Raw genomic sequence first — 19981 nt, forward strand, 5'->3', positions numbered from 1 at the left:
GCAACGTCAACGCTTGAGCCCACGCGCCGAGGGGCGCGCTCACCACCATGAGCAAGAGAACGCAACCCGCGCACCGCCGCCACACCTGTCTCATCCACCCGGACGTCATCGCTTGCCTCCGCGGCCGCGAAGGGAGCAAACGGCATCGTAAATAGCAATTACAAGCGATAACAGACGGGGCGTTCTCGCCTCGAAAGGCGCCAGACTCGACCGGTTCCCAGCAAGATTTCAGCGCCCCCGAAGGCGCTGCGCCTCCGAGTTATCGAATTCGGCCTACCGGATGCGGAGAAGTTCATTATCCTGCAACGCTCAAGCAACAATCCTTGGCTCGCCCTCTCGGCCGCCCGTGCGGCCGTGGGGGTGGCCGATCACGCCGTTCACGGAGGTGACCTTGCGCAATCTCACGATCGGGGACCTGAAGCTCGCGCTGCGCGATCTCTTGACCGACAAGGCCGATGAGCTGCGCCTGTCGGCGACAGGCAAGCTGTATGAGCCGCGGCTCAGGGCGAAGCAGAAGGAGATCGACGCGATCCCCGACGCCGCGGGCACGCAGGCGCCGCTCGCCAGGGAGCTCGCCGAGGCGGACGCCCGGCATGACGGCCTCGGGGCGGCGGTCTTCTTCCTGTGCAAGGCCGTCGAGGCGCACCCCGCCTTGCCGGCGGCGCTCAAGGAAGCGGCGGCGAAGGCGCAGCAGGCGTTCGTCCCGAAGCTCGACGTGCTCCGCGCCCCCTACGCGGACGAGGCGTCGGCGGCGCTCGACAACCGGCCCGAGCTGACCCGGCTCAAGGCGGAGCTGAAGGCCGCCGCGACTCCCGGCGGGGGGACCCTGCACGACTGGGTGAAGGCGTTCGTCGCCGCCGGAGACGACATCGATGGCCTGCTGCGCAGGCGCGCCACGCTCCTCGCGACGGGCGAGAACGCCGCGGCCACCGGCCCGCTCCGCGGCGCCGCCGTCGGGCTGCTCGGGCGGTTCCGGGAGGCGCTCCGGGACGAGATCCAGGAAGAGGGCAGCAAGCTGCCGGCCGACCACGAGGCGCGGCTGTTCGCCTACGTCGACAAGCTCAACAGCGACCGCGAGCGGGTCGGGCGCGCGCGCGCGGCGCCCGAGCAGGCCCCGCCCACGCCCCCCAGCCCGCCGACGGTGCCCACCGCGTCAGCTCCGGCCGCGCCCGTGGTAAGCGCCGATCCCGAGCTGTAGCCGGACCGCTCGCGGCGACATGCCGGGGGCGTGAGCGGCGAGGCCCCCGTCCATGTCCGACATACCCGGCAGCCTGCTCGGCGAGGCCCCCGCCCATGTCGCGACATCCCGGGAGCCGTGACGGAGCAGGCGCCCGCCCATGTCGGACCTCCCCGGGCGCATCAGCCAGCAGGCACTTCCCCATGTCGGACCTCCCCGGGCGCATCGGCCAGCAGGCACTTCTCCATGTCCGACATACCGCCGGAAGGCCCAGCAGCGCCCGCGCCGCCTCGCTCACCCCCCGCCAACAGCCGCGCGCGCGCAGCACGTTCACAGATGTGCTGACGCGCACCGCTACGTTCATCACCAATGCCCGCTACATCTTGGCCGTCTACACCGAGGCCCTTCTGGTCTCCTTCAAGGAGCGCTCGAACTTCGACGTCAGGTCGACATGTCGACGCGCTGTCCACCAGAAGCCGACTTTGCTTTGATGAGGGCCTTCATGTTCCGCCTCAGCACCGTTCGCGCCAAGCTCACCGTCCTCGTCGCGCTCTCGTCGCTCGCGACCCTCACGGCCCTCCCCGTGCTCTCCTGGGTGATGCACCGGCAGCTCCTCGCGCAGATCAGCGAGCGCGTCCCGCAGGCGATCCGCAACTTCCGGCTGGAGCTCAGGCAGCAGCAGCGCGCCATCTCGGCGAGCTCACGACAGGCGTCTCGTACGCGCGAGCTGGTCGAGGGGCTCCGGCTGCGGAACGAGACGGCCGCGGGGACGGCGCTCGAGGCCGTCATCGACGCCCATCCCAACGTCGCCATCGTCGCCTTCGACGAGCTCGGCAATCGGGTCGCGGCGAGGGGGCTCGATGCGCCGCCGCCGAGCACAGACGAGGTCCCCGGGCTCACCGAGGGCCTCTCGGGCCTCGCCGAGATGGACGACCTGCGGGACGTGCTCGTCCATGGGTGCGATGGACAGCCAGGCTCGCCGCCCGCGTACATGATCGCCCAGCATGCGAGGAGCGACGCCGGGTCGCTGCTCGCCTGCATCCCCATCGATCACACCTACTTCGACGAAGCGGCGACGAGGCTCGGCGTGGAGATCGCGCTCGTCGATCCGTCGGGCAAGAGGATCACGGGCACGGCGCGCTTCCCGACCGAGCTGCTCCAGGGCGCCGTCATCGGCGACGAGACCCACCCCACGATCGTCGAGCACGCGAGCTCGCTGTGGGCCCTCTCCCGCTTCGCGCCCCGATCGCTCCGGGGCAAGGCCGGCGATTTTTCGATCGTCATGGCGCTCGACGTGAGCGATGTCCGGAACATCGTGCGCCAGAACCTGATGTTCGCGGCCGGCGTGCTCACCGTGGCGGCGCTCTTCTCGCTGGTCCTCGGCGCGCGCCTCGCAAGCACGATGTCGCGCGCGCTCTCCCGCGTGAACGTCGCCCTCAAGCACCTCGAGCAACAGCAGTACGTCCATGTGGAGGCGGTGAAGACCGGCGACGAGCTGGAGGATCTCGCGACCGGCTTCAACTCGATGGTGGACGGCCTCAAGGAGCGCGACAAGCTCCGCAGCACCTTCGGCAAGTACATGACCGAATCCGTGCTCGAGCACCTGCTCGCCGGCAAGGTGCAGCTCGGCGGCGAGACGCTCACCGTCTCGATCCTCTTCTGCGATATCCGGAGCTTCACGACCATCAGCGAGCGGATGAACGCCCATGAGCTCGTGGGGCTCCTCAACGAGTATTTCACCGAGATGGTGGCCATCATCCTCGACGAGGGCGGGGTCGTCGACAAGTACATCGGCGACGCGATCATGGCCGTGTTCGGCGCGCCCGTCCCCAGGCCGAACGACGCCGTGCGCGCCGTGCGCGCTGCCGTCCGCATGCGCGCCGCGCTCGAGCGCTTCAACGAGCGACTCGCCAGACGGGGGATCCCGGCGCTGAAGACCGGTGTCGGGATCCACACCGGCGAGGTCGTCGCGGGCAACATCGGCAGTGAAGCGCGGATGGAGTACACCGTCATCGGCGACGCCGTGAACCTCGCCTCGCGCCTGGAGAGCGCGACCAAGGAGCTCGGCGTGAGCGTGCTCCTCAGCGAGGACACGCACCTCCTCGTGAAGGACGTCTTCAACACACGTCCGGTCAGCGAGATCACGGTCAAAGGCCGAGTGCAGCCGGTGATGACCTACGCGGTGGCGGATCTGTGACGAGCGCCTGGGGCGATAGCGCATCAAGGCGCTCGGCGCGGCGGGGGTGCGCGTGACCGCGGGCTAGCACCAAACGCATCCGAGCCCTTCGGAGCGTTCAGCGACGACTTTCGTCTCAATGCATGTTGGGCGGAGAGGAAGAAGGAAAGATTCACAGGGAGGCGGGGAGGCGAGAGATGGGGATCAGTCGTTCGAACCGTCAGGCTCGACGCCGACTGCTTCGGGCGGCATCGATGCGGGGCGGCCGGTGGTGCCGGGGTGGCCGTCTTCGGTGCGACATCGGGAGAACTGGACAGCCTCCGCACCGCGGCGTACCAGGCGTCGGATCCGGCGGCGGAGCACCGGCGTGCTGAAGTTGACGAGCAATCCGACGTCACCTCTCGCCTCTCCACCTTGGTCTGTATATCTCTCTCTCCTCCCCGTCTCCCCGTCTCCCTGTGAACTCTCTCTTTCCCTGTCTCCCGCCCAACGAACCGCTGGTGCCGACCGCGCTTCGCGCGGTGCCTCGTCGACCATCCACGACGCACTCAGCCCGAGGTGGTCGCGTTCATCGAGCGCGAGTTCGGTCCGGCGGTGGCTCAGGCACATTCGGCCAGGCACGGCCCATCTCCCGATATGCCCGCCCGCTCCCGCGCCGCGCTCGTCAGCCCCCCGCGAGCAGCCGCGCGATCTCCCCGCGCTGGCGCCGCGCCGAGCGCGCCAGGGAGAGCTGACCCGCCGCCCGGTACAGGTTGTGCGCGACCCGCGTCGGGAAGCGCGACGGGTCCCAGCCGAAGTACCGGTCCTCGAACGCATCCCGGCAGAACCTCGCCGCGAGCTCCAGCGCGATCCGCTCCGCCGCGTCCACGAGCGCCTCCCGCTCCTCCGCCCCGAACGGCCTCGCCTCGCGGTAGCCCGCCACCGCGGCGGCGAAGACCTCGAGATCGAAGCGCGTCTCGGTCGAGTCCTCCCCGACCGGGTTGCACCACGACCGCCACGCGTCGCCGAGCTCCACGTCGATCGACTGCAGCGCCAGCGTGTCGAGATCGAGCAGGCAGATCCCCTCCCCCGCCTCGGAGAAGCGCAGGTTCGAGATCTTGAGGTCGCCGTGGCAGTGCCGGACCGGCAGGTCGAGCCGCCCCCGCCACGTGCGAAACGCGTCGAGGACGGCGTCCGCCAGCCGCCGCCCCTCCCCCCCGGTGGCCGCGCCGTCCAGCCGCTCCATGTGGAGCGCCGTGTCGTGCGCGCCCACGCGGACGTGGCGGTACACATGCTCGAGATCGTCCACCGCCCGGTGAAACCGGGCCGCGAGCTCCCCGGCGGCGCGCGCCAGCACAGGAGAGCCGACCCGGTGGTGCGTCCGGCCAGGGACGAAGTCCATCACCCGCCATACCGCGCCCTCCGCGTCGCGCGCGCACAGGGCGCCGTCACCGGCGCGCAGCAACCGCGGCGTCGCGAGGCCGCGGGCTGCCAGGTGAGCCGTCACCGCCTCGATGTCGTCGTGGACCTCCGGGGCGAAGATGGGGCTCACCCGCTGGACCACGTACCGCGGAGGGTCGCCGGCCAGCCAGGTGCCGTTGATGAGGCCCTCGTCCTCGCAGCGGCGCACGGAGAGGCCGCTCAGGGGCGCCCACACGTCCGGGATCATCGGGGCGGGAGGCTAGCTGCGCTCGGTCTCGGGGGGCAAGGGAGGCGGCGCCGAGACCGCCGAGACCGCCGGCACCGCCGTGACCGCCGTGACCGCCGGGACCGCCGCGGCCCGCCGGCGCAGCATCCACTGCGCCCCGAGCCACGTGACGACGCCGGCGCCGAGGCCGAGCCAGGCGGAAGCCGAGGGCGCGCCGGCGCGCTCCACCAGGAAGGCCCCGCCCAGCAACGTCCCGCACAGGCCCAACGTGAGGGCCAGGTTGTCGACCGCCGAGAGCCGGCCGACGAAACGATCCGGCGAGAGCCGCTGGATCTCCGTGCTCGACAGCACCCAGTTCGCCCCGCTGCCCAGGCCCCACACGAGCACGACCGCGAGCAGCGCCGCCGGGTGGCGGGTCACCGCGAACACCGCGATCGCCCCGAACGTGACCCAGACGGCCCCGGTCGCCGCGCGCTCGCCCCGCAGGCCGCGGCGGACCAGCGCGACGCCGACCAGCGGGCCAACCCCGGTGCCCGCGCCGCGCACGCACTGGAGGACACCCAGCGTGAGCGCGCCCGTGCCCGCGAAGGGGAGCTGCGTCGCGACCAGGTTGAGCAAGAGGAGCGCCCCGCCGTTCGCCATGTGGACCGGCGTCTTCGCGAGCACCGCGGCGAGCAGCGGAGGCCGCTCCCACGCGTGCCGCCACGCGAGGACCATGTCGCGGCGCACCGACGCGAGCGCCGACAGCATGCCGCCCTCCGACGGCCGCCCCTCCGCCACCATCGGGGGGAGCCCCCGGAGGAACAGCGCCGCCAGGCCGAACGACGCCGCGTCCAGGGCGAGCGCCGTCGCAGGGCCGAGCCCCGCGATCAGGCCGCCGAACGCCATCCCGACCGCGAACATGACGCTCCACGTCGCCGACGCGATCGCGTTCGCCTCGAGCAGCTCGTCCTCCTCGACCACATGGCGCAGCACCGCGCTCTGCGCCGGCAAGCGCAGCGCGCCCACCGACGCACGCACGAAGACGAGGACCTGCACCCCGACCACGCTGCCGGCGACCGCAGCCCCCAGCATCCCGACCGTGAGCGCGCTCTGCACCACGCTCGTCGCGACGAGCAGCCACCGCCGATCCAGCCGGTCCGCGAGCACCCCCGCCACCGGCGCGAACAGCGCGATCGGGAGGTGATGCCCCACCATCACCAGCGCGAGCGCAACGACCCCGCCCCCCTCGCCGCCCAGCGCGAGCAGGCTCACGGCGACGAAGCTCATCCAGTCGCCCAGCAGCGAGACGACCTCGCTCATCCAGACGCGACGGAACGCAGGGCGGCGGCGGAGCAGGCCAGGACGGCGCTCCGGGCGCCTGCCGCTGTTCATCCAGGGCACACCATGGTAATCGCGCTCTGTCTCATGCGGATCTGCGCCATCATTCCCGCCTACCAGGCCGAGCGCAACGTGGGGGACGTCACACGGGGGGCGCTCCGGGTCCACGGCCTGGCCGGCACCGTCATCGTGGTGGACGACGGGTCGAGCGACAGGACGGCCGAGCGGGCGCGCGCGGCCGGCGCCACGGTGCTGAGCCACCCGGAGAACCTGGGCAAGGGCGCCGCCCTGCGCACCGGGATGGAGTTCGCCCTCGCCGCAGGCTTCGACGTCGCGGTCACGATCGACGCGGACGGACAGCACCCGCCGGAGGAGGCGCGGCGCCTCATCGAGGCCGACGCCGACCCCGAGGCGCTGGTGCTCGGCATCCGGGATCTCGCGGGCGCGGGCGCGCCGCGCGCGAACCAGATCTCGAACCGGATCTCGAACTTCTTCCTCTCTCTCTTCGCCGGCCGTCCCTTCGCGGACACCCAGTGCGGCCTGCGCCGCTACCCGCTCCGGACGACGCTGTCGCTCGGCGCCCGCGACGAGGGGTACGCCTTCGAGGCGGAGATCCTCCTGCGCGCGGTGGCCGCCGGCGTCCGCCTGGTCGAGGCGCCGATCCGGGTCATCTACCCGCCCGAGGGCGAGCGGCTCACCCACTTCGACAGCGTGCGCGATCCGGCGCGGATCATCCGCCGGGTCGTGGCGACGCTCGCGCTCACGCGCGGGCTCCGCCACGTGCCGGCCGAGCCGGTGCTGGCCCCCGACCCGGTCCGCCCGGCCGCGGCGAGCGCGCTCGCCACGGAGCTCGACCCCCACCCGCGGCAGCCGGCGACGGCGCCTCCCTGATTTGCGGCCGCCGCGCCTCGCACGCCACCGCCGCAAGCTCCTCGCGGCCGCCGCGCTCCTCGCCGCGCCGGTCCTCGCGCACCTCGGCATCGCCGCCGCGACGCGGATCGAGCCGCCCCCGATCCGCGCGGCCGCCGGCGAGCCCGAGGCGAGGCCGGGGGGGCTGCGCGTGCTCGGCCCGGCCTACGTGCGTCGCCGCGGGCGGATCCTCGAGGCGCGCCTCTCCGGGTCGCCGGAGGAGATCGGGCACCAGCACGGGCGGCTCTTCTACCCGGAGATGGTCAAGAACGAGGGGACCCTCTACGAGCAGTTCCACCACTACGTGCCGGTCGCCCCGCTCCGGTGGCTCATCATGGACCTGTCGCGCCTGGAGTTCCGCGGCGTCGACGAGGGCATGACCGACGGCGTGCGGCGCGAGATCGCCGCGCAGGCCCGCGCCTTCTCGCCCGACCCGTTCGACGGCGTCCTCCCCACGTACCACCGCTTCGTCTTCCTCCAGTCGCTCTACGACATCGCGCTCTCGTTCGAGCACTCGCCGCTCATCGGCTGCACGAGCTTCGCGCTCACCGGGACGGCGTCGGCGGGCGGGCACGCGGTGCTCGCCCGTAACTTCGACTTCGAGGCCGGGCCCGTCTTCGACGAGGGCAAGGCGGTGTTCCTCGTCCACGAGCAGGGGAAGATCCCGTACGCCTCGGTGTCCTGGCCCGGCCTGATCGGCGCGGTGACGGGGATGAACGCCGAGGGCCTCGCGCTCGTCGTCCACGGCGGGCGAGCCGGCGAGCCGCGGGCGGCAGGCGAGCCGGTCGTCCACACGATGCGCGAGGTGCTCGGCCGCGCGCGGAGCGTCGACGAGGCGCTCGCGATCCTCGAGGCGCGCGCGCCGATGGTCTCCCACCTCGTGATGCTCGTCGACGCGGGCGGCGAGACGGCGATCGCCGAGCGGGCGCCCGGCGCGCCGCTGCACGCGCGCCGGGGCCGCGGCAAGATCCCGCTCACCAACCACTTCGAGGGGCCGCTCGCGGGCGATCCGCGCAACCTCCGCGTCCAGGCCGAGACCTCGACCCGCCCGCGGCGCGACCGCCTCGACGAGCGGCTCGCGGCGCTGCCCGAGGGCGCGACGATCGAGGCGGCGATCGACGTCCTGCGCGACCGGCGCGGGCGCGGCGGCGCGGCCCTGCCGCTCGGCGACCGGCGCGCGATCGACGCGCTCATCGCCACCCACGGGGTCGTCATGGACGCCACGGCGCGCGTCCTCTGGGTCAGCGAAGGCCCCCACCTCGCGGGCCGCTTCCTGCGCTTCGACCTCACCCGGCTGCTCAGCCCCACGTTCGACCCGGCGCTCGACACGGCCGAGCCCGACGCCCTGCCCGAGGATCCGCTGCTCACGAGCGGCGACTACGCCGCCTGGGAGCGCGCGGGCTCACCCCACGAAGGCGGGGAGCGCGGCAACGACAATCCTTAAATAAGCAACGACAATCCTTAAATAAACAGACGCAACCAAATAACCGCTCCGTCCCTCGCGCAAGCGCGGCGGCGCCGTCTCCATGCCGTGACGTCGAGGTGGCGAGCGTGGCGAGCGTGGCGAGCGAGCGCGACAGCCCCGCGCCCGGGATGCGCCTCATCCCACAGCGAGCACGAAAGCGCCGCGCCCACGAGGATCCTCCCCGCAGCGCAGCGGCGACACACCCGGCGCGAAATCGCAAGTTTTCGGCGTGGTTTCGGGGTGCCCTCTCTCCCACGCCCATACACCGGAGGTGGGACACCTCTCGTCCGGCGTGGCCTTACCGCAAGATTGCCTAGCGCGACCTTCCGTCCGACAATGCGATTCGGGGCGCCAAGGTCGCGGCATCGGAGCGGCGACCGGGTCGACCAGACCATGACGGACATCAACCTGATCAACACGACCCTCGATCAACGGTACGTCATCCTCGGGCTGCTCGGGGAAGGCGGGATGGGGGCGGTCTACGAGGCACGGCACCTGGGCACCGGCCGCCGCGTCGCCGTCAAGGTGATCACGAGCAAGCTCGCGCAGGACGAGGCGGTGATGGCCCGCTTCGAGCGCGAGGCCAGGGCGGCCGGCGCGATCGACAGCGAGCACATCGCGAGCGTGCTCGACAGCGGCAGGGACCGCGCGACCGGCCTGCCCTTCCTCGTGATGGAGCTGCTCAACGGCGAGGACGTCGACCAGATGCTCCGGCGGCTCGGCCCCCTGCCGCCCGAGCTCGCGCTCTGCATCGTGGCCCAGGCGTGCATGGGCCTCATCAAGGCGCACGACGCGCGCGTCCTCCACCGCGACATCAAGCCCGCCAACCTGTTCCTGGCGCGGCGCGACGGGGGCGAGTACGCGGTCAAGCTCCTCGACTTCGGCGTCGCCAAGATCCAGGACGACACCTTCGAGCAGCAGAAGGAGCTCACGGCCACGAGCAACCTGATCGGCTCGCCCATCTACATGTCGCCCGAGCAGGCGCGCAACATGCGGGACGTCGACGGCCGGACCGACGTCTGGTCGCTCGGCATCGTCCTCTTCAAGATGCTCGCCGGGCGCACTCCCTACAGGAACTCGCGGGGGCTCGGCGAGCTCATCGTCGCGATCTGCTCGACCCCGGCGCCGCCCATCCAGACGCTGGCGCCCTGGGTGCCGTACGAGGTCTCCGAGATCGTCCAGCGCGCGCTCCAGATCGACCGGAACGTGCGCTTCCAGAGCGCGGCGGAGATGCTCGACGAGTGCCGGATGCTCCTGCAGCACGGCATCTCGATCCACGAGAGCATGCTGCGGCCCCTCCCCGACTCGGTGCAGGCCGACATCCCGCCGCCCTCGCAGGGGCCGCCGCACCCCGACATGCCGACGCGGCGCCCGCCCACGCCCGTGGGGACGCCCCGCAGCCGCACGCCGACGCCCGGGAGCACGTCCCGCAGCTGGCCGGACCCCGGCGACTTCTCGACGCGGCGCCCGCCCACGCCCGTGGGGACGCCCCGCAGCTGGCCCGAGCACGTCACGCACAGCGGGGCCCTCGGCCAGAGCGGTCACCACTCGACCCAGAGCGGCCACCACCACACGACCCAGGGCGGTCACCACCACACGACCCAGAGCGGCCACCACGTGACCCCGCACGGCCTCCTGATCCGCGGGCTCCCGGACGGCCCGCCGCCATCGAGGACGGTCTCGGGCACCTCCGTGCCCTTCCACAAGACGATCATCGTGGCGGGCGACCAGCCCACCGCTCACGTGCGCCCCCGCAGCAGGGCGGCCCCGCTCGTTGTGGCGGCGGCGCTTGTCGCGGCGACGGGCGCCGGCGTCGGCGCCTGGCTGGTGCAGAAGACGACGGCGTCCGCGTCCGCCCCGGCGACCGGCGGGACGCAGCCCGCGCCGGCGGCCGCCGCACCGGCCGCGCCCACCGCGGCGCCGGGCGCGTCCGCCGCGGCCGCGGCCGAGCCGGCCGTGCAGATCGATCCGGAGCGGCTCGGGAGCTTCAACCCGCTGCCGGCGGTCATCACGTCCTCGAGCAACCCGCTCACGGACGAGAAGATCAACCTCGGCCGGATGCTCTACTACGAGACGCGGATCTCGAAGAACCACGACCTCTCGTGCAACTCGTGCCACCCGCTCGACCGCTACGGAGCGGACGGCGCCAAGGTGTCGATCGGGCACGCGCACCAGAGCGGCCGCCGCAACACGCCGAGCGTGTACAACTCCGCGGGGTTCTTCTCGCTCATGTGGGACGGGCGCTTCGACAACGTCGAGGCCCAGGCCAACGGGCCGATGATGAACCCGAGCGAGATGGCGATGACGCCGGTGCGGCTGGAGGCGACGCTGCGCTCCATCCCGGAGTACGTGAAGGCGTTCGGCAGGGCGTTCCCGAGCGATCCGTGGCCCGTCAACGCCAACAACACCGCGAAGGCGCTCGGCGCGTTCGAGCGCAAGCTGATCACGCGCGGGCGGTGGGACCTGTTCCTGGAAGGGGAGCCCGAGGCCCTGACCAACGCGGAGAAGGAAGGGTTCAACACGTTCGTCGAGGTCGGCTGCGTGACGTGCCACTTCGGCCCGCACGTCGGGGCGACGATGTTCCAGAAGCTCGGCCTCGTGCGGTCGTGGCCCGACACGATGGACCGCGGCGTCTTCGAGATCACGAAGAAGCAGGCCGATTTCATGGTCTTCCGGGTGCCGACGCTCCGCAACGTGGCCATGACGGCGCCGTACTTCCACGACGGGTCCGTCTCGTCGCTGCAGGAGGCGGTGCGGCTCATGGGCAAGCACCAGCTCGGCAAGGACCTGTCCCATGCGCAGGTCGAGCAGATCGTTGTGTGGCTCAAGTCCCTGACGGGCGATCTCCCGAAGGAATACATCGCGAAGCCGAACCTGCCGGAGAGCGGGCCCAACACGCCGAAGCCCATTGCGGATTGAGCGCGGCTCGCTCGTCTGACATGACCATGTCAGAGGACGAGGCGAGGATGCAGCGACGATCTTTCCTGATGGGGCTCGCGGCGTGCGGCGGGGCGCTGTCGATCGGCAGCCACGCGCGCCGCGCGCGCGCGGACGAGGTGGGCGACGCGCTCGCCGAGATCACGCGGGCGCGCGCGTCGGTGAAGACGCTGGTCGCGCCGTTCACGCAGGAGCGGAGCATCGGCCTGCTGGCGACGGCGGTGAAGAGCGACGGCGAGATGACGCTGGTGCTGCCCGACCGGCTCCGGTGGGAGCTGAAGCCGCCGGACGCGATCACCTACTGGATCACGCCCGAGGGGTTCGGCTTCGCGACGCCGAAGGGCGCGGCGGGCGCGGGGCGCGGCGCGGCGGGGCGCTTCGGGTCGGTGCTGTCGGACCTGCTGGTGCTGCTCGGCGGCGATCTCGGGAAGCTGCGGGCGCGCTACGATCTGTCGATCCCGAGCCGCGCGGACGGGATCACGCTGGCGGCGCGGCCGCGGGCCGAGGAGGTCGCGAAGCACGTGCGCAGCCTCGAGATGACCTCGGGGCCGGAGCTGTGGTCGGTGCGGCGCGTGGTCATCGAGGAGCGGAACGGCGACCGGAGCGTCATCGCGTTCGGCAAGGTGGCGCGGGACGTCGCCGTGGATCCGGCGCGGATGAAGGCGCCGAAGCAGGGCTGAGCGGGCGCCGAGCTCGTGCCCGGCGGCGCGCGAGGCAGCGCCGGGCCGCCCGGTCCCCCGGGACACGGAAGCAGAGAAGAGCGCGGGCGTCGCGGCGCTAGAACACCTATCACGTCAAAACCCGGAGAATTTTCACAGGGAGGCGGGGAGGCGGGGAGGAAGAAGAAATGAATTTCTCCCTCTTGCTGTCTCTCGCTCCCCGCCTCCCCGTCTCCCTGTGAAATTCCTGCTTTTTCTCGTGGTTTCAACCCGTTTGTCGCTCTAGGCGAAGATCAGCACTCGCACTCGTCCTCCCCTTCATAGGACTTGGCGACGAAGCTCATGTCGTACGGGTAGTTCGCCTCGGGCGGCCCATAGACGCGGAGCAGCAGATCGTTCGCCGAACCCGCGCCCCCTCCGTCGAGCCATACCCGTCCATGATCGCTCTCCTCAGCCCCGAGGAGCTCCATCGTGGCAGCGCTGTAGACCTCCACGATCAATGTGTTCTCTGGACCGGGGGGCGGAGTATACTGCGCACAACCCGCGCCGCACAGCTCTGCCCCGGAGGCCAGGACGCGAAGGCTCCAGTTGACCTCCTCGATCCCGAGAGAGGTGGTGTCAAGCAGGTACCAGTCCTCGTCGCCCTGGCAGAGGACGAAGTCGATCTTCGAAAACCACGCGCTGGGACCAAGGCTGTCGTCGGTATGGTCATACGCGAGCGGAGCCGCAGAGGCGGACGCGTCGTTCGCCTCGTAAGCGTCGTCTGCGCAAACAGACGCTCCGCCGCCCCCGGTCGCGGCCCCGCCTGTACCAGCCCCGCCAACGCCGCTGCCGCCGCTGCCGCCGCTGCCGCCGCTGCCGCCGCTGCCGCCGCTGCCGCCGCTGCCGCTGATGGCGCTACCGCTACCACCGCTGCCGCTGACGGCGCTACCGCTGATGCCGGTACCGCCGCTGGCGCTGGCACCGCTGCCGCTGGCACCGCCGCCGCCTCCTTCGGCGCCTGAGCCCGCGCCATCGTCGAGCCAGGGCGAGCAAGCTGTCGTTCCAAACAAAGACGCGCAGAGCGCTGCGAACCCCATGAGACGAACCGAGCTAGGAATGAGCGACATAGATAACTCCACTGGGCACAAATGAACAACGACCTCCAGGGCGAAGCTTCGCCCTCGAGGCGCGAACATCGAGCGTTCGCACAAAGCAGGCTCACAATCGAATCATCAGCTCACACCAGTTGTCATATTTCATATTTCATTCCTCCCTCCTTTCTCATGGCGCCATGCCTGCCGCGGCGTATCCTTGTCGGCGATGGATCCGCATCGTTCAATCGTCGCTCATCGCCCTCGTGATCGCCGCCGCCCTCATTGCCCTCCTTCGATGAGCTCGCGCACCGATCGCGGCGCTCGCTTCCGGAGCATCGCGTGGGGCGCGGCGCTCGCGGCCGTCCTGGGGTGCCGTTCGTCGCCACCTCCGCCGGCCCGTCAGGAGGTCATCGACATCCATGTGCACCTGACGGAGGCCAGCGCGGTGGCACCATTGCTCGCGCACATGGCCAAGCATCACGTCGATCGCGCCGTCATCCTGGCGAGCCCGGATCTGACGAGCGGCCGCGGTGGCGCTGGCCTCTCCGGCTACCGCGCAGGCAATGACATCGTCCTCGACGCCGCAGCGGCTCACCGTGGAAAGCTCATTCCCTTCGTCACCCTGGATCTGGGTCACGACGACCTCGCGTACCTCGCCGAGCTGCGCAGTCGAGGCGCCTGCGGCGTGAAGCTTTATCAGGGGCACAACCTCTTCCACGAGCGTCCGCTCGACGACCCCTCGCACCAGGCGATGTGGCAGGCGCTCGCGGATCAGGCGGTTCCGGTTCTGCTTCATGCCAACACCGTCCGTTACAGGAGCGAGCTCGAGGCGGTCCTGCGCGCCTTCCCCGACCTGCAGCTCGTGTGCGCGCACCTCTGCGGCAGCCGCACCGACCTCGCGCGCATGGAGTCCCTGATGGAGGCGTTTCCGCGCCTCCTCGTCGATACGAGCCATGGCTCCGCCGGCCCGGCGACAGAGGGCTTCGCGAGCCTCGAGCGGGAGCGCGCCCAGCTCCTCAGGCTGTTCTCTCGCTGGCCCGAGCGCTTCCTGTTCGGGACCGATCTCGTGACCAGCGGGCTGGACCCGATGTCCATGGAGCTGTGGGACCTGCAGGTGGAGTCGAACATGGGTCTCTTGAAAGAGGACAAGTTTCGCTTCTTCCGTCAAACCGCCGATCAGCCGGCCCGCACCATCGGCACCTATCAGGGCCTTCACCTGCCCCCCGAGCTCCTCGGCCCCGCCCTCGGGCAGAACGCCGCGCGATGGCTCGGCGCCTGCGTGCGCTGAGGGCCACCTCGCGGATCGCCGCCCGCGGCCTCAGGGGCCGAACTTCGCGAGGAAGATCGCCCGGGTAGGCGTCGGGGTCACCAGCGGCCCCATGCCAAAGTCGATGGTGCCGAGGAACGGCCCGGCGGCGTACACGTCGCCGGTCGCGTCCATGGCCGTGGAATAGCCGTACTGTTGCCCCCTGCCGCCGGTGTGCTTCACCCAGCGGACCGTGCCCGCCGCATCGAGCTTCGCGACGAAGGCATCGCCATAGGTGCAGTCCATCAGGCCCGTGCCGAAGTCGACGTCGCCGTAGATCAAACCGGTGATCGCGAGCTCGCCGTCCACGGTCGCCGCGACGTCCAGCGCCGTCTGCGGCCCATACTGCCCGAGACGCCTGGCCCAGAGGAGCTCGCCTGCCGGGTTCAGCTTGGTCACGAAGGCGTTGCCGCCCCACGTGACAGAGCCGGGCTCGAGAGGACCGTACCCTCCCTCGCTCACCAGCGGACCTGCGCCGAAATCCACGCTCCCGAGGAACGTCCCGCTGATGACGACGTTTCCAGCGCCGTCGACCGCGACGCCGTACGCCCTCTGGAGCGCCTCGTCGCCGAACCGCTTGCTCCAGACGTGCTCACCGGCAGCGTCGAGCTTCGCCACGAAGATATCCTCGCTGCCCGCGGTGATCAGCGGCTCGCCGCCGAGGTCGATCGCCTCGGCGAAATAGTCGCCGAAGCTGCCGGCGAGGACGACGCTGCCCGACGCGTCGAGAGCGACGTTGTGGATCTCCGTGTAGCCGAGCTGCTTACTCCAGAGGCAATTCCCCGCAGGGTCGAATTTCGCGATGAACGAGTCCATGTCACCGACGCTCGTCAGCGAGGCGCCGCAGACGCTGATCTGGCCCATGAACGTCCCTGCCACGACGACGTTCCCGGCTGCATCCATGGCGAGGCTGTCCGCCCATTGATCACCATCGACGCCGATCCGAGCCGACCAGACGTGATCTCCGCCTTGTGTGAAGACGGCCACGAAGGCGTCGCCACCCGACTCCTGCCCCACGAGCAAACCACCTCCGAAGTCGACGCCGGTCCCGTAAACCACCCCCGTCGTGGCAATGAGCCCCGCCTGGTTGACGGCGACGTCATTCGGGTAAGCCGAACCGGTGAATTCCTTGTGCCAGAGGGGTTCTCCTTCGCCGTCGAATTTCGCGAGGGAGAAGGCCAGGGCGCCCCCGGTCGAGAGCGGACCGTCGCCGAAGTCGACGCCATCGGCAACCGTCGTCGCGACGACGAGGTTGCCGGGTTCGTCCACGGCGATGCGGCTGCCCACCCACACCTGGGGTTGGCGTGGGTTCGAGGCGAAGTGCCGGCTCCACAGAGGATCGCCATTGCCGACGGCGCCGCCGGCGCCCGCGCCGCCGCTGCCGACGACGGCGCCGCTGCCGCCCGCGCCGCCGCTGCCGCCTGCGCCACCGGCGCCTGCGGCGTCGCTGCCGCTGCCGCCTGCGCCGCCGCTGCCGCCTGCGCCGCCGCTGCCGGCCCCGCCCGCTCCGGTCGCGCCACCCCCGGCGCCCTCATCGCGTATGGGATCGAGCGGGATTCTGTCGCATGCGGCGACAAGCGTCATGAGCACGGTGCATCCAGGTACGAGGAGCTGTTTCAAGGAGGCCTCTCCGATCTCGATTGAAGAAGTGCGCGTGGCTTGCTCCTATGAATGGCCGCCTGTCGTGGCGGCGGCTCACCGCTGGACGACGACACCCAGCGAGAACGACGCGAGCGGGCTGAATGTCGAGATCACCCGTCCTGCAAACCGGATGTCGACAGGCGGGATCGCCGCGCCGCCGAGCGCACCCGCCGTGAGAACCACGGAGTCGACGAGCCGGAGACGCGCCTCGCCTCGCCCGTACACGAAGGCGGTGAACGTGGACTCGTCGCTGTCGATATAGGGCGGTCTCGCATCGCCGGACGCGCTCACGTAACCGAGACCCACGCCGGGGGAGAGGACGAGTCCGAACCGACGGCTCCTCTCGATGGGCGCGAGGGTGAGCTCGGCGCCGAAGAGCGAGCGGCGAAAGCGAACCTTGCCTTCCGCCGCCTCGATGTCCGGACCGACGATCGACAGGTCCGCCAGGAGCCCGACACCGATCCGGGCCGAGGGCCAGATCCGGAGCGAGGCATCGAGCGCCAGCGAGGCGCCAGGCGCCTGCCATCCCGCGGCGATCGCGACGCCGACCTCGACGAGCGGGGCCCTGGGCGCCGCAGGCACCGCGAACGGCGGCGAGGACGGCGCCCAGGCGCGGAGCGGCGGGCTCCGCCACGCCTCACCGGGCAACGCGGCTGGAGGCGCGGCGGGAGAGGGCTGGACCAGGGCCGGCGCGACGGCCGCCGGCTCCGGTGCGACGGCTCCGGCGGGGGCCCCGGCCGTCGACGCCGTCGACCGGAGCGCCCGCACCAGCTCGGCCGCGCGGAGCACCCGGGTGTCGAGCGGGCCGTCGGGCGCCACGCTCGCGACCAGGTCCGCGCGCCCGCTCGAGTCCGACCAGATCTCGATGGCTCCCCCCTCGCCTTCGGGGATGACGATGAGCAGCCCGCCGGCACCGGCCGCCGCCGGGCCCGCCTGGACGTGGACCTGCAGGCCCGCCGCTTCGAGCTCCTGCGAGAGCCGGTACGCCAGCGCCCCGCGCGCGCCGGCGACGACCGTGATCGGCGGCGCCTCGTCGGCGGAGCACGGCGCTGCGAACGCCGCGAACGCCAGCAACGCGACGAGCGCGCAGCCGATCGAGCTCGCCACGGCGCGCGCTCCCCGCGAGCGCAGGCGGCGCCGGCGCGGCGGCCGCGATCTCCGCGGGAGGAGGCTCGCTCCAGCGTGCAAGGTGCCGAACGGAACCCTCAATCGGCCTCATGAGCGAGCGTCGCCGCGAGCCCGGCGTGGGCGCCGTTCGGGTACGCCGCGAGGTAGCGCGCGGCGAGCTCGCGGGCGCGCGCGCGGAGCTGGAGGTTCCTCGCGCACTCTATCGAGCGGCCGAGCGCCTCCGGCGCGAGCGCGCCGCGCGGCCTCTCCGCGAGGTACACGGCGAACCAGCGCTCGGCCTCCGCCCACGCGCCGCGCCCGTCGAACGCCATGCGGCCGAGGTGGTACGCCGCGGCGGCCGCGGCGTCGCTCCCGGCAAACCGCCGGCGCGCCGCCTCGTAGAACCTGGCCGCGACGTCCGGCTTGCGGGAGAGCCGCGCCGCGGAGCCGAGATCGACGAGCTCCGCGCCGCCGGCGCGCCCGAGCACCGTGTCGATGCCCAGGAGCTCCACGTCCGCGAGCGCCTCGCCGAGCTTGCCCGCGGCGAGGTGCGCGCGCCAGCGCTCGGCGGGGGCGTCGGCCAGGGGCTCACCCGCGCGGGGCCGCGGCGCGCCAAGGGTGGGTGGCGCGGGGGCGGGCGCGGGCGCGGATGCGGCGGCGCTCGCGCCCGGGAGGAGCGCGGGAGGCTGCGCGGAGGGGATGGCCTCCGGCTCAGGCGCTGGCGACGGCGCCTGCGGCGCGACGGACGACGCCCGCGGCGCGGCGGATCGAGGAGCCGCGCACGCCAGCCGCGTCGCTTCGGGGGCGGCGAGGGCGCGCCCCGAGGGGTCGACGCAGGGGCCCAGGATGCGCACGCGGCCGGTGATCATCGAGACCGTGAGCTCCTCGGCTTCCGTGTTCCACGTGATGTCGAACTCGGTGCCGATCACGTGGACCTCGAAAGGCCCCCCGGCCACCACCCACCGGGTGTCGTCGCGATGCACGACGCGCACGCGCAGCGAGCCGCGCTCGAGGAGGACGCTCGCGCCCCGGGGGCCGACCTCGGTCACACGGGCGCGCGTCCCGGGCGCGAGGTCCACGCGCGACCCGTCCGAGAAGTCGAGCCCGACCTGCGACGCGTCCGCCGCCACCCACCGGCCGACGGCGCCCGGCGCCCCCGCGACCCGGTAGGTCAACGGGTCGCCCGGCCGGAACAGCACGAACCAGAGGACCGATGCGGCAAAGCACGCCGCAGCGAGCGCGACGCCGAGCCGCCGCGAGCGGGGAGCCGCCCTGGCGCTCAGCGAGAGCGCGGCCTCCTTGCGGTAAATCGCCTCGAGTCGATCCGTGGTCGACGGCCGCACCCGCCGCTCGAGCGCGGCATCCTGGTGCGCGGCGACCCGGCGCCCCACGGCCGCGACGTCTTTGGTCCTCAGGTCCATCGGTCGCCCTCCGCGAGCCAGGAAGACAGCACTTCGTCCTTCTTGCAGCGCTCGACGAACGCGAGCTCCGCGCGCTGGATCCGGCGCTTGACGGTGGCGAGCGACACCTTGCACGCAGCGGCCACCTCCGCGAGCTCCTGGCCCTCGACGATGCGCAGCGTGAAGGCCAGCCGATCGTCGGCGTCGAGCGTCTCCAGGGCGCGGTAGAAGGCACGCACGCCCTGCCGGGCCTCCGGATCGGCGCTGGCCGCGACCTCCGGCAGCTCGTCGCTCGCGAAGAACGCGAGCCAGCGGTGCCTGCGCCTCTTGCGGAGCGCCTCGCGCGCGACGAACACGGTGACGCTTGTGATGAAGGGCTTCAGCGCCTCGGGCTCGCGCACGTCGTCGATGCGGGAGAACACCCGGGCGAACACGTCCTGGACCAGATCCTCGAGGCTCCGGACGTCGCCCAGGATGCGAAACAGCATCCGCTCGACGAGGCCCGCATAGGTGTCGAGCAGGCGGCGCTCCGCCGCGGGGTTCCGAGCGTGCAGGCCGCGCAGGATGTCGGGTGAGGTGACCTGCGCGCCGGCAGGGCGGTCCGGCGGACGGGGCTTTCCAACGACGCGGAGGTGCACGGACATGGGGGGCAGCCTCTAAGATGGCCGGCCCCCGCCGCAACGGCTCAGGGCGGGCGTGCGGCGACGCCCTGCGCCCCCGCCCGGCGAGCTGATGCGTGAGCGCTGGCGCGCGAGTACCCATTCGCCAGTTTGCGACAGCGCGAGCTCGGGATCTCTTCATGCGACCGAGCCCGTCGCCCGGCGTCGTTTTAAACAATAAATAACATTATTTAACAATCGCATCCCTGCGAGGCGATCATGGAGTGAGCGCGCGCCGCATATCACCGCGCTACAGGCTTCTTCCGCATCATCAGGGGACGGCATGCTCCGCCGATTGGTGGGCTAGACAGGGCTTCTTCTTCGTGTCATGACCTGCGCCCGTTGCTCGAGCGTTCCCCGTAACCCACGATCCTCTCGGGCTCGCAGCTGAGCGAGCGCCGAGCCCGGTGGATCACCTCGACCGTTGGCGCCCCCTGCATCCCCCGCGAAGCCTTCGATGCGCTGCGGGAAGCATGCATCGACTCAATAGGTGAAGCCCCTGGGCGCGCGCAGGTGGTCTTG

General features: G+C 71.7%; 15 protein-coding genes. 8 read left to right on the forward strand and 7 right to left on the reverse strand.

Annotated elements, in window-relative coordinates; translation table 11 throughout:
* Nucleotides 1-385: 385 nt before the first annotated feature.
* From WMF46_RS37100 to WMF46_RS37110, 3 genes are all read left to right on the forward strand, one after another.
* Nucleotides 386-1198, forward strand: a complete 813-nt coding sequence (locus tag WMF46_RS37100) for a hypothetical protein (RefSeq protein ID WP_437981533.1) — start codon at nucleotides 386-388, stop codon at nucleotides 1196-1198.
* Nucleotides 1199-1380: 182 nt separating this feature from the next.
* Nucleotides 1381-1668, forward strand: a complete 288-nt coding sequence (locus tag WMF46_RS37105) for a hypothetical protein (RefSeq protein WP_437981534.1) — start codon at nucleotides 1381-1383, stop codon at nucleotides 1666-1668.
* A gap of 11 nt (nucleotides 1669-1679) precedes the next feature.
* Complete coding sequence (locus WMF46_RS37110; RefSeq protein WP_437981535.1) at nucleotides 1680-3374, forward strand: adenylate/guanylate cyclase domain-containing protein; 1695 nt, start codon at nucleotides 1680-1682, stop codon at nucleotides 3372-3374.
* A gap of 643 nt (nucleotides 3375-4017) precedes the next feature.
* On the opposite strand, the gene WMF46_RS37115 is transcribed toward WMF46_RS37110, so the two are convergent.
* Together WMF46_RS37115 and WMF46_RS37120 are read right to left on the reverse strand one after the other, a co-directional pair.
* On the reverse strand, nucleotides 4018-4989 hold the full coding sequence (locus WMF46_RS37115; RefSeq protein WP_437981536.1) for a phosphotransferase enzyme family protein: 972 nt from the start codon (nucleotides 4987-4989) through the stop codon (nucleotides 4018-4020).
* A 24-nt stretch (nucleotides 4990-5013) separates the two neighbouring features.
* Nucleotides 5014-6354 carry an MFS transporter gene (locus tag WMF46_RS37120; protein ID WP_437981537.1) on the reverse strand — a complete coding sequence of 447 codons (1341 nt, stop codon included), beginning with the start codon at nucleotides 6352-6354 and terminating at the stop codon, nucleotides 5014-5016.
* 12 nt (nucleotides 6355-6366) lie between these two features.
* Between WMF46_RS37120 and WMF46_RS37125 the strand changes: the two genes are divergently transcribed.
* The 4 genes from WMF46_RS37125 to WMF46_RS37140 all read left to right on the forward strand — a co-directional run bounded on the left by WMF46_RS37125 (nucleotide 6367) and on the right by WMF46_RS37140 (nucleotide 12291).
* Nucleotides 6367-7191, forward strand: a complete 825-nt coding sequence (locus tag WMF46_RS37125; RefSeq protein WP_437981538.1) for a glycosyltransferase family 2 protein — start codon at nucleotides 6367-6369, stop codon at nucleotides 7189-7191.
* A gap of 1 nt (nucleotide 7192) precedes the next feature.
* Nucleotides 7193-8653, forward strand: coding sequence for a C45 family autoproteolytic acyltransferase/hydolase (locus tag WMF46_RS37130; RefSeq protein WP_437981539.1), 1461 nt, complete (start codon nucleotides 7193-7195; stop codon nucleotides 8651-8653).
* A gap of 414 nt (nucleotides 8654-9067) precedes the next feature.
* Nucleotides 9068-11593 (forward strand): cytochrome c peroxidase, encoded by a 2526-nt coding sequence (locus WMF46_RS37135; RefSeq protein ID WP_437981540.1) that lies wholly within the window; start codon nucleotides 9068-9070, stop codon nucleotides 11591-11593.
* A 47-nt stretch (nucleotides 11594-11640) separates the two neighbouring features.
* Entirely contained in the window at nucleotides 11641-12291 is a 651-nt protein-coding gene (locus tag WMF46_RS37140) for a LolA family protein (protein ID WP_437981541.1), read from the forward strand.
* 272 nt (nucleotides 12292-12563) lie between these two features.
* On the opposite strand, the gene WMF46_RS37145 is transcribed toward WMF46_RS37140, so the two are convergent.
* Nucleotides 12564-13349, reverse strand: coding sequence for a hypothetical protein (locus WMF46_RS37145; RefSeq protein ID WP_437981542.1), 786 nt, complete (start codon nucleotides 13347-13349; stop codon nucleotides 12564-12566).
* A gap of 292 nt (nucleotides 13350-13641) precedes the next feature.
* On the opposite strand from WMF46_RS37145, the gene WMF46_RS37150 reads away from it, so the two are divergent.
* Nucleotides 13642-14634 (forward strand): amidohydrolase family protein, encoded by a 993-nt coding sequence (locus tag WMF46_RS37150; protein ID WP_437981543.1) that lies wholly within the window; start codon nucleotides 13642-13644, stop codon nucleotides 14632-14634.
* Nucleotides 14635-14664: 30 nt separating this feature from the next.
* On the opposite strand, the gene WMF46_RS37155 is transcribed toward WMF46_RS37150, so the two are convergent.
* The 4 genes from WMF46_RS37155 to WMF46_RS37170 form a co-directional block, all read right to left on the reverse strand.
* A complete protein-coding gene (locus WMF46_RS37155; RefSeq protein WP_437981544.1) occupies nucleotides 14665-16272 on the reverse strand; it encodes a hypothetical protein in 1608 nt (535 codons plus the stop codon).
* 75 nt (nucleotides 16273-16347) lie between these two features.
* Nucleotides 16348-17400 (reverse strand): hypothetical protein, encoded by a 1053-nt coding sequence (locus WMF46_RS37160; protein WP_437981545.1) that lies wholly within the window; start codon nucleotides 17398-17400, stop codon nucleotides 16348-16350.
* Between the two features lie 98 nt (nucleotides 17401-17498).
* A complete protein-coding gene (locus WMF46_RS37165) occupies nucleotides 17499-18821 on the reverse strand; it encodes a FecR domain-containing protein (protein ID WP_437981546.1) in 1323 nt (440 codons plus the stop codon).
* Nucleotides 18812-19444, reverse strand: a complete 633-nt coding sequence (locus WMF46_RS37170) for an RNA polymerase sigma factor (RefSeq protein ID WP_437981547.1) — start codon at nucleotides 19442-19444, stop codon at nucleotides 18812-18814. Before WMF46_RS37170 ends, WMF46_RS37165 begins: the two co-directional genes overlap by 10 nt.
* Nucleotides 19445-19981: the final 537 nt, after the last annotated feature.

The organism is Sorangium sp. So ce117, from assembly GCF_051524395.1.
GTDB classification, from domain to species: domain Bacteria; phylum Myxococcota_A; class Polyangia; order Polyangiales; family Polyangiaceae; genus Sorangium; species Sorangium cellulosum_B.

What these genes read in the sequence shown, in the direction of transcription:
- WMF46_RS37120 (WP_437981537.1), bottom strand. Translation starts at nt 6,354, where the DNA reads ATGAACAGCGGCAGGCGCCCGGAGCGCCGTCCTGGCCTGCTCCGCCGC.
- WMF46_RS37110 (WP_437981535.1), top strand. Translation starts at nt 1,680, where the DNA reads ATGTTCCGCCTCAGCACCGTTCGCGCCAAGCTCACCGTCCTCGTCGCG.
- WMF46_RS37140 (WP_437981541.1), top strand. Translation starts at nt 11,641, where the DNA reads ATGCAGCGACGATCTTTCCTGATGGGGCTCGCGGCGTGCGGCGGGGCG.
- WMF46_RS37125 (WP_437981538.1), top strand. Translation starts at nt 6,367, where the DNA reads ATGGTAATCGCGCTCTGTCTCATGCGGATCTGCGCCATCATTCCCGCC.
- WMF46_RS37105 (WP_437981534.1), top strand. Translation starts at nt 1,381, where the DNA reads ATGTCGGACCTCCCCGGGCGCATCGGCCAGCAGGCACTTCTCCATGTC.
- WMF46_RS37135 (WP_437981540.1), top strand. Translation starts at nt 9,068, where the DNA reads ATGACGGACATCAACCTGATCAACACGACCCTCGATCAACGGTACGTC.
- WMF46_RS37165 (WP_437981546.1), bottom strand. Translation starts at nt 18,821, where the DNA reads ATGGACCTGAGGACCAAAGACGTCGCGGCCGTGGGGCGCCGGGTCGCC.
- WMF46_RS37145 (WP_437981542.1), bottom strand. Translation starts at nt 13,349, where the DNA reads ATGGGGTTCGCAGCGCTCTGCGCGTCTTTGTTTGGAACGACAGCTTGC.
- WMF46_RS37150 (WP_437981543.1), top strand. Translation starts at nt 13,642, where the DNA reads ATGAGCTCGCGCACCGATCGCGGCGCTCGCTTCCGGAGCATCGCGTGG.
- WMF46_RS37170 (WP_437981547.1), bottom strand. Translation starts at nt 19,444, where the DNA reads ATGTCCGTGCACCTCCGCGTCGTTGGAAAGCCCCGTCCGCCGGACCGC.